This window comes from Neptuniibacter sp. QD57_21 (assembly GCF_047778075.1).
Taxonomy (GTDB): Bacteria; Pseudomonadota; Gammaproteobacteria; order Pseudomonadales; family Balneatricaceae; genus Neptuniibacter.
On sequence record NZ_CP180549.1, the window covers coordinates 119,464 to 133,450 of the forward strand.

12 protein-coding genes are annotated in these 13,987 nt (G+C 45.3%); 7 read left to right on the top strand and 5 right to left on the bottom strand.

Annotated features, from left to right (window positions below; all coding sequences use genetic code 11):
* The first annotated feature begins 294 nt into the window (after positions 1-294).
* Positions 295-1,056, top strand: coding sequence for an SDR family oxidoreductase (locus ACMXYS_RS00530; RefSeq protein ID WP_415897276.1), 762 nt, complete (start codon positions 295-297; stop codon positions 1,054-1,056).
* 33 nt (positions 1,057-1,089) lie between these two features.
* Here the strand turns inward: ACMXYS_RS00530 and ACMXYS_RS00535 are convergent, their stop codons facing one another.
* From ACMXYS_RS00535 to ACMXYS_RS00545, 3 genes are all read right to left on the bottom strand, one after another.
* Positions 1,090-3,183 carry an ATP-binding protein gene (locus tag ACMXYS_RS00535; protein WP_415897277.1) on the bottom strand — a complete coding sequence of 698 codons (2,094 nt, stop codon included), beginning with the start codon at positions 3,181-3,183 and terminating at the stop codon, positions 1,090-1,092.
* Entirely contained in the window at positions 3,123-4,091 is a 969-nt protein-coding gene (locus ACMXYS_RS00540) for an ABC transporter substrate-binding protein (protein ID WP_415897278.1), read from the bottom strand. Before ACMXYS_RS00540 ends, ACMXYS_RS00535 begins: the two co-directional genes overlap by 61 nt.
* A gap of 113 nt (positions 4,092-4,204) precedes the next feature.
* Complete coding sequence (locus ACMXYS_RS00545) at positions 4,205-4,666, bottom strand: methyltransferase family protein (RefSeq protein WP_415897279.1); 462 nt, start codon at positions 4,664-4,666, stop codon at positions 4,205-4,207.
* A gap of 138 nt (positions 4,667-4,804) precedes the next feature.
* Between ACMXYS_RS00545 and ACMXYS_RS00550 the strand changes: the two genes are divergently transcribed.
* The 4 genes from ACMXYS_RS00550 to ACMXYS_RS00565 all read left to right on the top strand — a co-directional run bounded on the left by ACMXYS_RS00550 (position 4,805) and on the right by ACMXYS_RS00565 (position 8,211).
* Positions 4,805-5,380 (top strand): PAAR domain-containing protein, encoded by a 576-nt coding sequence (locus tag ACMXYS_RS00550; protein WP_415897280.1) that lies wholly within the window; start codon positions 4,805-4,807, stop codon positions 5,378-5,380.
* 14 nt (positions 5,381-5,394) lie between these two features.
* Positions 5,395-6,432 carry a DUF2515 family protein gene (locus ACMXYS_RS00555; RefSeq protein WP_415897281.1) on the top strand — a complete coding sequence of 346 codons (1,038 nt, stop codon included), beginning with the start codon at positions 5,395-5,397 and terminating at the stop codon, positions 6,430-6,432.
* A gap of 80 nt (positions 6,433-6,512) precedes the next feature.
* Positions 6,513-7,310 carry a hypothetical protein gene (locus ACMXYS_RS00560; protein ID WP_415897282.1) on the top strand — a complete coding sequence of 266 codons (798 nt, stop codon included), beginning with the start codon at positions 6,513-6,515 and terminating at the stop codon, positions 7,308-7,310.
* Position 7,311: 1 nt separating this feature from the next.
* Positions 7,312-8,211, top strand: coding sequence for a hypothetical protein (locus tag ACMXYS_RS00565; protein WP_415897283.1), 900 nt, complete (start codon positions 7,312-7,314; stop codon positions 8,209-8,211).
* A 92-nt stretch (positions 8,212-8,303) separates the two neighbouring features.
* On the opposite strand, the gene ACMXYS_RS00570 is transcribed toward ACMXYS_RS00565, so the two are convergent.
* Entirely contained in the window at positions 8,304-9,959 is a 1,656-nt protein-coding gene (locus ACMXYS_RS00570; protein ID WP_415897284.1) for an electron transfer flavoprotein-ubiquinone oxidoreductase, read from the bottom strand.
* A gap of 344 nt (positions 9,960-10,303) precedes the next feature.
* On the opposite strand from ACMXYS_RS00570, the gene ACMXYS_RS00575 reads away from it, so the two are divergent.
* Positions 10,304-11,053, top strand: a complete 750-nt coding sequence (locus tag ACMXYS_RS00575) for an electron transfer flavoprotein subunit beta/FixA family protein (RefSeq protein WP_415883069.1) — start codon at positions 10,304-10,306, stop codon at positions 11,051-11,053.
* Positions 11,054-11,064: 11 nt separating this feature from the next.
* Positions 11,065-11,997 (top strand): electron transfer flavoprotein subunit alpha/FixB family protein, encoded by a 933-nt coding sequence (locus ACMXYS_RS00580; protein ID WP_415897285.1) that lies wholly within the window; start codon positions 11,065-11,067, stop codon positions 11,995-11,997.
* Positions 11,998-12,102: 105 nt separating this feature from the next.
* On the opposite strand, the gene ACMXYS_RS00585 is transcribed toward ACMXYS_RS00580, so the two are convergent.
* Positions 12,103-13,833 (bottom strand): ATP-binding protein, encoded by a 1,731-nt coding sequence (locus ACMXYS_RS00585; protein WP_415897286.1) that lies wholly within the window; start codon positions 13,831-13,833, stop codon positions 12,103-12,105.
* Between the last annotated feature and the right edge of the window lie 154 nt (positions 13,834-13,987).

The window sequence follows — 13,987 nt, forward strand, 5'->3', positions numbered from 1 at the left end:
TATCAAAGTTAAGAAGTGCATCACCGATAAGTAAGTATCTACAGTGCTTTAATTTCTCATTACAGCCATAAAGTCATGTTCTAGCAAGCAACGCGTCCAGCTATTGACCGCTTTTTCCAGCCTTTCCCCGTTCTTATCCGCTATTTTCCAGAATTACATTTTGTTAGGGTTTTCCCTAATAAAATTCTCGTAATATCGCCCGAAACAGGCTATAAATGAGGTTATAAAAACAACAGAAGTAGATGGTATTGCCTATATTTAATCAGGTAGGGCCATATTTTTGGAGATTCGGGTATGCAGGTTAAAAACAGTGTTTTTGTTATCACCGGTGGTGGTCGTGGTTTAGGGCGCGCAATGGCGGAGAACCTAGCGAAGCAGGGTGGTAAGTTGGCACTGATCGATTTGGATCAAGGCACATTGGATGAAGCAGCAGCTGCTTGCTCTGAATTGGGTGGCGAGTCCCGCGGTTATGTGTGCAATATCACCGATGAGTCTGCGGTTGAGCAAACCTTTAAGCAGATCGTTGCTGACTTTGGCGAGATTAATGGCTTGGTCAATAACGCCGGTCTAATGCGTGACGGCATGCTGATCAAAGTGAAAGATGGCGAACTGCAAGCGAAGATGAGCCTTGAGCAGTTCCAGTCGGTGGTCGAGGTTAATATGACCGGTACCTTTCTCTGTGGTCGAGAAGCAGCGGCTGCGATGGCAACTCAAGGGACAGGTGGCGTTATTGTAAATATCTCCTCGGTGTCCCGTGCCGGTAATATGGGCCAGACTAACTATTCCGCAACTAAAGCAGCTGTCGCAACGATGGTAACTAGTTGGGCGGGTGAACTAGCGCGCCATAAGATCCGTGTTGGCGGTATCGCACCGGGTGTGATTGCCACAGAGATGACGGCTCAAATGAAGCCAGAAGCGATCGAACGTATGGTCGCTGCTGTACCTGTACGCCGTTTAGGTGAAGTGGAAGAGATGGCGCATACGCTTCAGTACATCATAGAGAACGAGTTCTTTACCGGTCGTATCGTTGAGATGGACGGTGGCCTTCGTATCTAATCCGTAGGAGTGATGAAGCTTAAATTAGCATCATCACTCGTCTTCGATCAGTTCACTTTCGCAGGCGTTTTTGAAACTCAAGGTAAAGCTAAAGCTACTACCTTCATCTGGCGTACTGTCGATCTCTAGTTCTCCCCCCATCATCTCGATTAATTGCTTGCTGATGGATAGGTTCAGTCCGTGTCCGGTCTGTGTGCTAAAGGCAGGTGCGCTGTCGTTGCCGGCGATGTTAAACAAGGTTTTGATCTTCTCTGCATCCATTCCTATACCGGTATCGCGAATAGAAAACTCGAATTGCGACAGCGCGTTGCTACTGGCTTGCTGCGAAACACTCAAAATCACGGAGCCTTGGGTGGTAAATTTCAGGGCGTTATCGAGGAAAATATTCAGGATCTGTAACAAACGCTTGGAATCGCCAAACAGGGATGTGTTGATAACTTTTGTTTTAAGTTTGAGCTGTAGGATTTTACCTTGGGCTGCGGGTTTGTTGTGGTCGATCGCTTCGCTGACCAGTGATTCAAGGTTAAATCGAATCGGGTTTAGGTGTGCTTTGCCGGATTCTATTTCGGAGTAATCGACAAGGTTTTCGATCACTTTGAGTAGGTTTTCAGCTGAGTGATGAATCACGCTAAGCACTGCTACAGGATCTTGGATCTGGCTGTTCTGAGCGTTCTGCTCGGTTAGGGTGATGATCGCATTTAACGGAGTATGGATTTCATGACTGATGTTCGACAGGAATTGCGACTTAGATTGACTGATCTGAGCCAGTTCTTGCGCCTTAATCGCAATTTCGTGATTTGATCTCTGCAGGTCTGATGTTCTTTCTCTAACAGCCGCCTCCAAGTTGGAGCGGATGCTGATATCTTCTAGCGAAATAATCAGAGAGGGGATCAGCGTACTGATAAATTGTTGCTCTTCGATGCTGATACTGACGGGGGTTTTTGACAGTATTTCGATGGAGCCTACGAGCTCTTTACCGTGTCGAAGTGGGATGTTGATCAGATTACCTTGCAGTTTTTCCTCAGAATGCGAGGTCTTGCTATGTATCTGAGCATCCCGAACCAATATCTCAATTTTTCCAGCCTGACGGTAAGACTCTTCAATAACCGGTGTATCAGAAGCCTCTAGGCTCGGAGATTCATTGGTATTGTGATGGTAGTAAGAGATATATAACGCCGAAGAAGATAAACACGGAATCGCTTCAGAGATTACATTGGATACTGCGGCGAAAGAGTCTTGTTTCTCTTTGCTCTCTTTCATTTCCGTTACGCCGCGGAGCAGTAAAAGTGCCAGCTTGTGAGATCTATCGAGGTTTTTGTTTAGCTCGTTAAGTTGGTCTGAGGATTCCGCTAAACGGGTAGTCATGGCGTTGATACTTTGCTCGAGCACCTTCAACTCATCATGACGTTTTCTTGGAATGGTGATGTCAGATTTGCTGAGCTTATCAAAAGTTAAATTCTGCAAGGCACTACTAAGATGCTCAATGGGACGTATCAGCGTAGGACGCACGATATAGAGGAAAATAGCCCACAATGCGGTTGTTTTGATGATGGCATTAATAATGATTAGCGCGAAGCCCGCTTGTACCTTGGTAAGTACAACGTCGGAGCTGGAGTAAAATACCGCTCGACCTACAGCAGCCTCTTCATTTTCCTTGGTGTAAACAATGGAGAACTCGTGTTCCAATAATTGTGTGGGTAAAATTCCGCCAGAGTGCTCAGCTAAATTGTCGTGGGTTAAACCTTCCGCAGAGATAAGCGAATCGCCTAAATCATAAATCTGTAAGCCAACGATAGAAGGGAGTTTCACTATACCTGGTGTAATCGTTTTGGTGCGTTCCAGATCTAAATCCCAAAGGGAATCGGCTAGAGGCTCTTCAAACGAGCTTTGGTAAAGCTGCAGATCCTGCAGCATCGAAGACTTTACGTTGAAGTATTCGATTGCCATGTGAGCCAAGGTTACTATGGCGGCGATAATGATGTAGATCGAAAAAACTAGCTTGATCAGATTGAAGCCGATTGAATCCTTGATTGGTATGGTGCTATCACCCTTCATCATTGATCCTTTTATATCTGACAGTGAGGAGGAATCCATTCGGACCAGACCGTCTGGTTGTCGGCCATCCATTTATCAGCTGCAGCTTCGTAACTCAGACCATCTATATCAACCATTGAGGCCAGCTGGGCAATCATGGCGTTGCTGAAGTTGATGTTTTGTAAGGTTTCATAAGCGCAAGGCCAAGTATCGGGCATGCCTTTCCAAGCGACTTTTTTGAGCCAACCCTTTTTCGGGTTGCCGCAATCGTGCAGGAAGCGCGGGTTGGTCCCCCAACTGGGTTTAGTCTCGCAGTCGGGGTGATAGTCTGGAAATTCAATAAAGCGGCCCGGGTATTTGGCTTCCACCCAGTTGGGTGTCCAGTTAAATAAAACGATAGGTCGTTGTTCGATAGCCGCACGTTTTAGCTCGACCCAAAGATCATCGCCTTGCTCAACGGTAATCGCTTTAAAGTCCATGCCGAGTGCGCGGATGCGAGCGGCATCAGGTTTCTCCCATGGTCCGCCTAGGTACATCCCTTGCGGGGCAGTGCGGGGATCAACAAAAAGGTCGGAGCATTTTTTTAGCGCCTGCCAATCTGGTAAGCCTGGGCATAACTCTTCGACATACAGTGGATACCACCACTCTTCTCGGGTGATGGCATCGTGGGTGCCGGCATCCACTATAGCTCCGGCATCGATCATACGTTGGAACATCTTGGACATGGTGCCTTCCCAGACTTCGACCTGAATGTGGCTCAAGCCTAGTTTGAGCGAACCCCATTGCGCATTACTGGTTTTGTTTACGTAACCGACGTTATAGCCCATCGATTGCAGTACCTGACCCGTGACTCGAGCCAGTACTAACTGGCTGGTCCAGTCGTTCAGCAAAACTTGAATAGGTTTGTCTGATTCAGGCACAGCTGGCTTGTTAGCTGATGTCACGGGCGCAAAGATAAGTATCAAAAGCGCAGCAATCCATTTATGGCAACGCACGGTCATAAAATCCTTCTATGGCTTTTTGTACGAAATTTAAACAATTGTAATGTAAAGGTAGGCTGAACCTAGCGGGCTAACCTCTTGTAAATGTAGCAGTATTTTGAGAAGGCGCCAGCTTACAGCCAGCGTCGAACTTGCTGAGTGTAGGTCTTGTAGCTATCACCAAATAGTGCGGTGAGCGCTTGCTCTTCAGGTTGGATCTGAAACTTGTTCATATACAGGATAAAGCCAACTGAACAGAGCAATGATACGGGGTTTGCAAGGTAGGATGCCCAGCTTAGAAGCAGACACATCAAGCCTACATACATCGGGTTGCGAGTGTATTGAAATATCCCTGTCGTCACTAGAGCAGAGCTTGCCTCTGGAGTGGTCGGATTAACGGTCGTTTGAGCTTTACGAAATGAAAAAACACCGGCTAAACCAAACACTAAACCGATTAGGATAATGGCTACTGCAATGGGGATGCGAAGTTCAGTTTGTATTGATAGGAAAGGCAGTAATTTGGCGCAAAGCCACATCAAGCCTGCAAAGATTAATACCAGTGCGACAGGTGGAATCTTAAGTTCGAGTTTAAGCATTTTCTGTGACTACCAATTCCCATAGGAATAATGAAGTAAGTAGCAGGCGAGTTTTGATTATAGGCCAAGACTAAAACAATTGGTTAATCTCTACTCATATCATATACTTGCTCAAAATTTATAGCTAAGGACAAGGATATGTCAAAAGGTGCCGCCCGACTGGGCGATACGGCCGGTGGTCATGGATGCTTCCCCCCTACGCCAATTATTTCTGCTAGCCCCAACGTTTTTACCAATGGTATTCCTGCTGCCCGAGTTAGCGATCCAGCCGCTGCCCATGGTTGCTCTTCATGTTCGCCTCATAGTCGAGCGATTGCTTCAGGGTCTAGTAGCGTCTTTATTAATGGCCTACCTGCTGCGCGTTTAGGTGATGCCATCAGCTGTGGTGGCGTCATTATTAGCGCTTCGGGGAACGTACTGATTGGTGATCAATTCTCGTCTGATCGTGCAATGCCTTTAGGCGATTCAAGTAGTCTTGCTAATTCTTCTTCAGAAATGCGTGAAGCTGATCTTAAATATCGTTATTTAACGCAATCGGGAAAAGAAGTACCCAATGTTCCCTTTTTAACTGAGCAAACCGGTCAGAAAACAAAACCGCTTCATATTAAGGATGATCGTAGTTTTACCGATGGCCAAACGAACATCATCTCACGCATATTCAACGAAGAGGTTGAACTAAACACCGCGTGGTCGAAATTTAATTTCAAAAAATAGAGAAGGATCTCTGCATGGCTTTAGACGAACCCATTACAGCAATCAATGATACCCCAGGTAAGGTGGTTGATATCGTTTGTGATTGTGATTTCCTTTGGTCAATGGCACACGAATTTTGCTATAAGCGTCTTTCAGAAGAGATCAGTGATAATGAATTTAATTTCGTTGATCTATACAGTGCGCGAGCAAAACGTATCGCTGCGACTTATGCGCGTTTTTATCTTGAAACCGAGGAAAATGGAGATCCTTCTAAAAAGGGGCGCTATTACTGGATGGCACTCGGTGCTTTTGCCAGTAAAACTGTAGCGTGCTTACTTGATGATCCTCGTGTTCAAACCTCCTACTTTGTTGGTTATCTAGGTGGAGAGGAATATTTGGATCATGAAGATGTTGCCAATGGCTTAGCTAAGGGAAATCTGTGGCTTTTTATTGATATTGCTGCCAGTCATTGGCTTCACAATACCTTTCCCGACGAATTTCGCGAAGGCATGTATTGTGAAACCAAACGTGATGCCAGCACCCTCGAAAAGCCGATCAAAGAAACAACTAATCAAATCCCTTGGGCCAACGAAGTACTTCCTAAAATTAAAAACTTCCAGCCCTCTAGCGAAATAATTCAGGGCTTTACTCATATTAAAAATTTCGAGACCTTAATTGATAACGGTGATATCGATAACCTTCAAGCAGAACAATTTTCTGGCTTGTTAAGAATTGCAGAACATGAACAAGGCGCTGTTTTGCAAAAGGTCATCTATGATGATCCTGACTTTAACTACTGGGCAAAGTTTGAACGTCACCCTCTAGTCCCTAGCTTTCTATCTCCTACCTACCAATTAGTCTTTAGCCATCACTGCGATATAGATACACCAGAATTAAAGTCAGTCGCGCCGGATGACTTAATTGTTGAAGACTATCGTAATCGTATGGATTGGATAGAGGATGCAGCTGTAACTTTTCACGGTCTTATGGATAAACAAGTAGGGTATATGGAGCAAGAACTAAAAACTATCGCAAGTTGGGTTAATGAGCCGGATGCAAGGTGGGTATATTGATGAGGTTTTGGCTCATTCTTGGGTTATGTTGCCTATTAAGCGCTTGCGATAATGGTATAGATAAAACACAGGGAAGTAAGATGCAGTCACCAATCATAGTGCTGGGGAAATCAGGGGAAGAATTTGCCAAACTAAATGGTATTGACCTCCAGAGTAACGTAAATCGACAACCAGCAGGACTCAATTTTTATAAGAAGCGCTTTAAATCAGGGAAGTTACCAGTTGCTCTTTTTAAACACGGCAAATATAGCTTCGAAATACCAAATTTGATACGCGTAACAGGCATTGAAAACACTGACTTCCTTGAGAGAGGTATTGATGATATTTCCGCTAGTTGGGGATTCACAAATGAGTCCGAGAAGATAAATAACGACGAAGCTAAAAACCGCCTACTTCAATTTATGCGCCATCTACTGTCACTGGGTTGGCGTCAAGTCCATAGCTATAGTCACCCTCGCCTTTCAGGTGAAGAATCTTGGCAATACAAGCTTAATAACTACCATGGCTATCAATCGGATATTACCGTTACGCCGACCTTAGAGACGTGGCTAAAACTCAATACAACGCGAACCACCTGGCGCTTTTATGCCGATGGCGTGTTTATCGAAGTCGGTTTTATGCGCAATAGCCGCATACCGGCGGATGACCCTATGGGTGAATACCTTCTGGTTTTTTCGGCTTATACTCGAGAGGAACGAGCTAGAAAGCAGTTTAGGGGGGAACAGCGTGAACACTGGCAAGAGCTTTGGATCCCTGAAATCCAGAGGCTGAAATCCATTCGGTACACCACAGAAGCCGAACTCGAAGCTTTAGGATTTACAATCAATACAGAGTACCAAGACCCTAAGATCCACCCTGCGGATCCCGTGGAGCCTTAATGTGGCAAAGTCTGTTACAAAGGTTATCGCATGCGGATTCATAAGCTTAATCTATTGTCTACTCAGTGCATGCGATACCTCTGTTGATGCAGAGGCGCATCTTATTGACTCACCTATCTTAGTACTGGGGAAATCAGGGGATGAGTTCGCCCAGCTTAATGGATTAGATCTCAAGCAAAATGTGAATCGACAACCAGCAGGGCTTAATTTTTATGAAAGAGATTTCAAAGATGGGAATAGGCCTACCGCTCGTTTCAAGCATGGTAAATATAGTTTTGATATACCGTTTTTATTAGGTTTTATGGGAACGGAGAACATGGATTACCCGAAGAGGGGAATCATTAATATATCAGCTAATTGGAGTTTTGCTAAAAAGCCAGAAAAAATAAATAACGAAGAGGCTAAAAACCGCCTACTTCAATTTATGCGCCACCTATTGTCGTTGGGTTGGCGGCAGGTACACTATTTGGATGACCCTCGTTTACTAGGCGAAGAATCTTGGCAATACAAGCTTAATAACTACCATGGCTATCAATCGGATATTACCGTTACACCAACCTTAGAGACGTGGCTAAAACTCAATACAACGCGAACCACTTGGCGCTTTTATGCCGAGGGTGTGTTTATCGAAGTAGGCTTCATGCGCAATAGCCGCATTTCGGCGGATGATCCTATGGGCGAATACCTTTTAGTGTTCTCTGCTTACACTCAGGATGAGTTTGCGAGAAAGCAATTTGCGGGTAAAGACCGTGAGCGCTGGCAAGAACTGTGGGTAGAAGAGATCAAAGACTCAAAACGCATGCGCTATAAAGAAGAAGCAGAGCTAGAGGCTTTGGGCTATACAATTAATACAGAGTACCAAGACCCTAAGATCCACCCTGCGGATCCCGTGGAACCATAGATTAAAAATCCCAGCGCTATTAAAGTAAAAAAATCCGGGGCTTCGATGGATGAAGCCCCAGATTTCCACAACTTTATGAGAAGGTTACGAGGTTACATGTTTGGATAGTTTGGCCCGCCCATGCCTTCTGGTGTAACCCATCTGATATTTTGTGCCGGATCCTTAATATCGCAGGTCTTACAGTGCAGGCAGTTCTGCGAGTTGATCTGGAAACGCTGACCACCATTTTCTTCATCATCCATCACTTCATATACTCCAGCAGGGCAGTAACGTTGTGCTGGTTCTGCAAAGGTTAACAAGTTTGTCCCTAGTGGGATGCTGCTATCCATTAATTGCAGATGGCATGGTTGGTCTTCCTCGTGGTTGGTATTGGAGAGGAAGACCGAGGAGAGCTTGTCGAAGCTCAGTTTGCCATCAGGCTTAGGGTATTCGATTGGCGTAAAGTTACTTGCTGGTTGTAACTGAGCGTGATCTTCATGGTTATCATGCAGGGTAATAGGTAGCTTACCGGCGAAGATATTCTGATCTACATAGTTGAATGCGCCGCCCATAATGGCACCAAATTTATGCATCGCAGGACCAAAGTTACGGGAGCGGAATAACTCATCGTATAGCCAAGATTGCTCGAATAGATCCTGATAACGCTCAAGATCTGTACCGCCTGAACAACCAGACGCCACCGCTTCAAAAATCGCTTCGGCGCCAAGCATGCCGGATTTCATCGCCGTGTGTGTGCCTTTGATCTTACTGAAGTTCAGTGTGCCGGCATTACAACCAACCAATAAACCACCTGGGAAGTTCATTTTTGGCAGAGAGTTAAAGCCGCCTTTAGTGATCGCACGGGCACCATAAGATACGCGTGTACCGCCGTCTAAATGTTTCTTTAGTACTGGATGATGTTTCAGACGCTGGAATTCATCAAACGGACTGATATGCGGGTTGGCGTAGTTAAGATCTACGATTAAGCCGGCAACCACTTGGTTGTTATCCGTGTGATAAAGGAAGAAACCGCCACTGGTATCTTTATCTAGCGGCCAGCCCGAACCATGCACGACTAAGCCTGGTTGATGCTGTTCGGCTGGGATATCCCATAGCTCTTTGATACCAATACCGTAGTGTTGCGCATCTGCTTCTTGGCTTAGATCGAACTTGTTGATTAGCTCTTTACCTAAGTGGCCACGGCAACCTTCGGAAAAGACGGTGTATTTAGCGTGTAGCTCCATACCCGGCATATAGCTGTCTTTTTGCTCGCCGGTTTCAGTTAGGCCCATATCGCCTGTGGCAATACCGCGTACGCTGCCATCGGCATTGTAAAGAATTTCAGCAGCAGCGAAGCCCGGAAAAATTTCTACGCCAAGTTCTTCGGCGCGTTCGGCTAACCAACGGCAGACATTACCTAAGCTAACAATGTAGTTGCCTTGGTTGTGCATCGTTTTTGGCACAAAGGCATTAGGGATTTTGCTACCGTTATCGCCATCTTTAAGCAGGTAAACTTCATCTTCTGTAACTGCCGTTGTTAGCGGAGCGTCTTGTTCTTTCCAATTAGGGAATAGCTCATCTAGGGCGCGGGTTTCCATAATGGCACCGGACAGAATATGGGCGCCTACTTCAGAACCTTTTTCGACCACACATACGGTTAGGTCTTGCTCTTTATCCTGTGCTAATTGCATCAATCTGCAAGCAGTGGATAAGCCTGCAGGGCCTGCACCTACGATGACTACATCAAATTCCATCGACTCTCTTGTCATGTCGATTTCCCCTCTTAGTTGGTTGAGGAATCTGCGTTATTCTGCCGCTCTCTAGTGATTCCACGTAGTTATGTGAGACTGCTCTATAAAAAGAGGACTCGTTTATTAAGGGGTATTATATAGGTGTTTTCCCTAATAAATAAATAGCCTGATTATTAGCCTATAGGAGGGTTTTATAAATTTTAGGGGTGTTTGCTTATTATTTTTAAATGAGTATGATTAGGGAAAACACTTATTATGCTTGAGGCGAATTGCCTACGTCGCCGAAATGAGCGCATATTTAGAGATAAGCAAAACAGAGTGTGTGAAGCGCTCTTACAACTAAAACTAAAAGGTCTTTGCTGATGAAGGTACTTGTAACCGTTAAACGTGTTATCGACTACAACGTCAAAGTACGTGTTAAGTCGGACAATACAGATGTTGATTTGGCCAACGTGAAAATGGCTTTGAATCCATTTTGTGAAATTGCTGTCGAAGAAGCAGTGCGCTTAAAAGAAGCGGGTACAGCTTCAGAAATTGTTGTGGTGTCTATTGGCCCTAAAGCCTGCCAAGAGCAGATCCGTACGGCGCTAGCCCTCGGTGCAGACCGTGGTATCCAGATCGAAACTGAAGATATGCCTGAGTCACTTAACGTGGCGAAGTTACTGGCGAAAGTGATTGATGAAGAGCAGCCTGGCCTTGTGATTATGGGTAAACAGGCGATCGATTCCGATAACAACCAGACCGGCCAGATGTTGGCAGCGCTAACCGATATGCCACAAGGCACTTTCGCCTCTGAAGTTAAGATTGAAGGTGACAAGGTTAACGTGACCCGTGAAGTTGATGGCGGTTTACAGACGGTTGCACTGAACATGCCTGCAATCGTAACCACCGATCTACGTTTGAATGAGCCTCGCTATGCGTCTTTGCCAAATATCATGAAGGCTAAACGTAAGCCTTTAGATGTTAAAACACCGGCAGATCTAGGTGTTGAGTTGAAAGCACATACTAAGTTGTTAAAAGTGACGCCGCCTGCCGAACGTCAGGCTGGTATCAAAGTCTCCAGTGTTGATGAGCTGGTTGAAAAACTTAAAAACGAAGCGAAAGTACTTTAAGGGGCGAAGACATGGCGATTTTAATTATTGCAGAACATGACAACAACGCTCTAAAAGGAGCGACGTTAAACGCAGTGACAGCTGCATCTCAGATGGGTAGTGATCTACACCTACTGGTTGCTGGTGCCGGTTGTGGCGCTGTTGCAGAGGCAGCTGCTCAGGTAGCCGGTGTTGAGAAAGTTTTGCTGGCAGACCATGCCGCTTACAAACATCAGCTTGCTGAAAATATGGGTAAGCTAGTGGCTGAAATCGGTAAGGATTACAGTCATATCGTTGCCCCAGCGACAACGACAGGTAAAAACTTTATGCCGCGTGTCGCTGCACTTCTAGATGTAGCGCAGATCTCTGATATTACTGCGGTTGAATCGGATAATACTTTCCAACGTCCAATCTATGCTGGCAATGCGATCGCAACGGTTGAATCTTGCGACCCAGTAAAAGTTATCACTGTTCGTGGTACTGCATTTGATGCTGCGGTATCTGAGGGGGGAAGTGCTTCTGTTGAAAGTATTTCAGCAGTACACGACAGTGGTATCTCTAGCTTTGTTGGCGAAGAGATGGCTCAGTCTGATCGTCCAGAACTAACGGCTGCAGACGTAATTATCTCCGGTGGTCGTGGTATGGGTAACGGAGAGAACTTTGCCATGCTGGAAAAAGTTGCAGATAAGCTGGGTGCAGCAGTAGGTGCATCCCGTGCAGCGGTTGACGCAGGTTTTGTACCGAATGATATGCAAGTAGGTCAAACCGGCAAAATCGTTGCGCCAGAGCTGTATATCGCTGTAGGTATCTCCGGTGCGATCCAGCACTTGGCGGGTATGAAAGATTCCAAAATTATTGTCGCAATCAATAAAGATGAAGAAGCCCCAATCTTCTCGGTTGCTGATTACGGCTTAGTGGCAGATCTATTTGATGCCGTGCCTGAGCTAGAACAGAAACTATCTTAGGAAACCTGCGAATAAGTTTAAGATTTGTTCGTAGGTAATTGTCTTCTACGTGTGAATTACCTCTTTTTCACTCTACGTTTGCCGGTACCTTTGGTACCGGCTTTTTTATGCCTGCGGCTCTATATTATCGTGAATTTCAGGTGCTTTTAGCGGCAGTTCTAAAATAAAGGTGGTGCCCGTATTGGAGTTACTATTGACCTTTATGGTGCCGCCTAAGACGTGATTGACGATTGAATAAACGATACTTAGCCCTAAGCCTGAATTCCCTTGTCCAAGGGCCGTGGTGAAGAAAGGATCAAACACTTGGCCTAGGTATTGTGAGGGGATACCGCAGCCGTTATCTGCCACTTTAAGGATTAGGTTGTCTTCACTTTGTGCATAGCTGATTGAGACTGCGAGAGGATCTGTTTGTTTAGGCGCGTGGGTAACTGCGTTGTTGATGAGGTGTACTAATGCTTGTGCTAGCGGCGCCGGATAGGTTTCCATTGATAATGCGGTATCGCCGTTTACAGACACTGCTATCTCACCGTCCGCAAGATCATTAGTCGCGATCACGGTAGCATCGTCAATAAGTTCGGCTATGTTGATCTGTTGCCTATGTTCCTGACTTTGATGAACAGATATCTGTTTGAAATTACGTAGTAGGGTAACAGCTCGTCGTAGAGCGTCAGCTTCTAGTTCTAAAGAGTCTTGGCTCTCGTTAAGAAAATCTAGGAGTGCTTTCTTGGTGAGACTGTCTTGCCCAACTAGTTTTTCCAATTGAGCGATCTGTTCTTGGAGTGTGCTGCTCAGTGTAATTGCCATACCTAATGGAGTGTTTATCTCATGGGCAACGCCACTCACAATGGAGTTAAGCGCAGCCATTTTTTCCGTTTGCACGAGCTGCTTTTGCGTGCGGGTAAGGCGATCGACCGTTTCTTCTAAAGAGGCTTTGGCGGTGGAGAGGGATTGGGTGCGTTCTCTTACTTGGCGTTTTAACGTGATAATGGACGCTACTGCTAAACAGGCTAAAACGAGCAAAGTTCCGAAACCAAACTGATAGTAAATTTGGTTAAGTTTATCCTCGGTAAGATAAACCATGTTATAGCCAGACCATTGTTGGTTGAGTCTATCTAGAGTGCCTTCTGCCTCCATCAGTTCTATGCCTTGTTGCAGCTGTTGAACCAGCTCGGTATCACTCTTTCTTACACCCATGTGGGTCGCTTTAGTGGCGATAGGCGTGGGTGCAAACTTAATCCCTTTTAATTTGTGCTTCTGAATAATGTAGGAACCGACCCATTTAGTAGTGGCTAAGGCATCAATCTCACCTTGTAAAAGCTTTTGAAAACCATCTAAGTGATCATTCATTGTTACTAACTTAGCTTGGCTTTGAGTTTCGATTATTTTCCGAGGAAATCCCCCTTTAGAGACGCCTGTTTTGATTCCCTTGAGATCTGCTAAACCATGGATAGTGAGGTTGTCACTACGGAGAAAGAGGCTAATTTCAAACTGTAAAAAACTATCCACAAAGGCGTAGTCTTTAACGCGGTCTGGGTTAGGACTGAAAACGGTCAGGACATCGGCTCTGCCTTCTAGTACGGCTTGCTGCGCTTGCTTCCAGTTCATCAGGTTGTATTCAACTTTGCGGTTTAGCGCTTTGGAATATTCTTCTAAAAAAGAGGCAAAAATACCTCGGGGTTGCCCTTCTTCTAGCCACTCAATCGGTGGGTAATCTTTGTCTCCTACGAAGCGAATAGGTGGCTGTTCGGTGTCAGACCCAAAGGTTGTTTGTGCAAAAGATAGCTGGGAAAGAAGAAAGATCATTCCAGCAAATAGAAGCCGATAAGTGACACGCATCAATATTTTATATCTCTAAATTCCATACTCTGTTTATTGAGTATAGGAAGACTTGGATTAGATGCCATGGATGAATTCTCATCAATAGTGTTGTTCTAAGATCTGCTTAATCCACTACAACAAAATGTGGTTGTGGAACTTAAGTGTGGTAAGC

Coding starts and splice junctions, on each gene's coding strand:
- ACMXYS_RS00530 (WP_415897276.1), top strand. CDS start 295: ATGCAGGTTAAAAACAGTGTTTTTGTTATCACCGGTGGTGGTCGTGGT.
- ACMXYS_RS00535 (WP_415897277.1), bottom strand. CDS start 3,183: ATGGATGGCCGACAACCAGACGGTCTGGTCCGAATGGATTCCTCCTCA.
- ACMXYS_RS00540 (WP_415897278.1), bottom strand. CDS start 4,091: ATGACCGTGCGTTGCCATAAATGGATTGCTGCGCTTTTGATACTTATC.
- ACMXYS_RS00545 (WP_415897279.1), bottom strand. CDS start 4,666: ATGCTTAAACTCGAACTTAAGATTCCACCTGTCGCACTGGTATTAATC.
- ACMXYS_RS00550 (WP_415897280.1), top strand. CDS start 4,805: ATGTCAAAAGGTGCCGCCCGACTGGGCGATACGGCCGGTGGTCATGGA.
- ACMXYS_RS00555 (WP_415897281.1), top strand. CDS start 5,395: ATGGCTTTAGACGAACCCATTACAGCAATCAATGATACCCCAGGTAAG.
- ACMXYS_RS00560 (WP_415897282.1), top strand. CDS start 6,513: ATGCAGTCACCAATCATAGTGCTGGGGAAATCAGGGGAAGAATTTGCC.
- ACMXYS_RS00570 (WP_415897284.1), bottom strand. CDS start 9,959: ATGACAAGAGAGTCGATGGAATTTGATGTAGTCATCGTAGGTGCAGGC.
- ACMXYS_RS00575 (WP_415883069.1), top strand. CDS start 10,304: ATGAAGGTACTTGTAACCGTTAAACGTGTTATCGACTACAACGTCAAA.
- ACMXYS_RS00580 (WP_415897285.1), top strand. CDS start 11,065: ATGGCGATTTTAATTATTGCAGAACATGACAACAACGCTCTAAAAGGA.
- ACMXYS_RS00585 (WP_415897286.1), bottom strand. CDS start 13,833: ATGCGTGTCACTTATCGGCTTCTATTTGCTGGAATGATCTTTCTTCTT.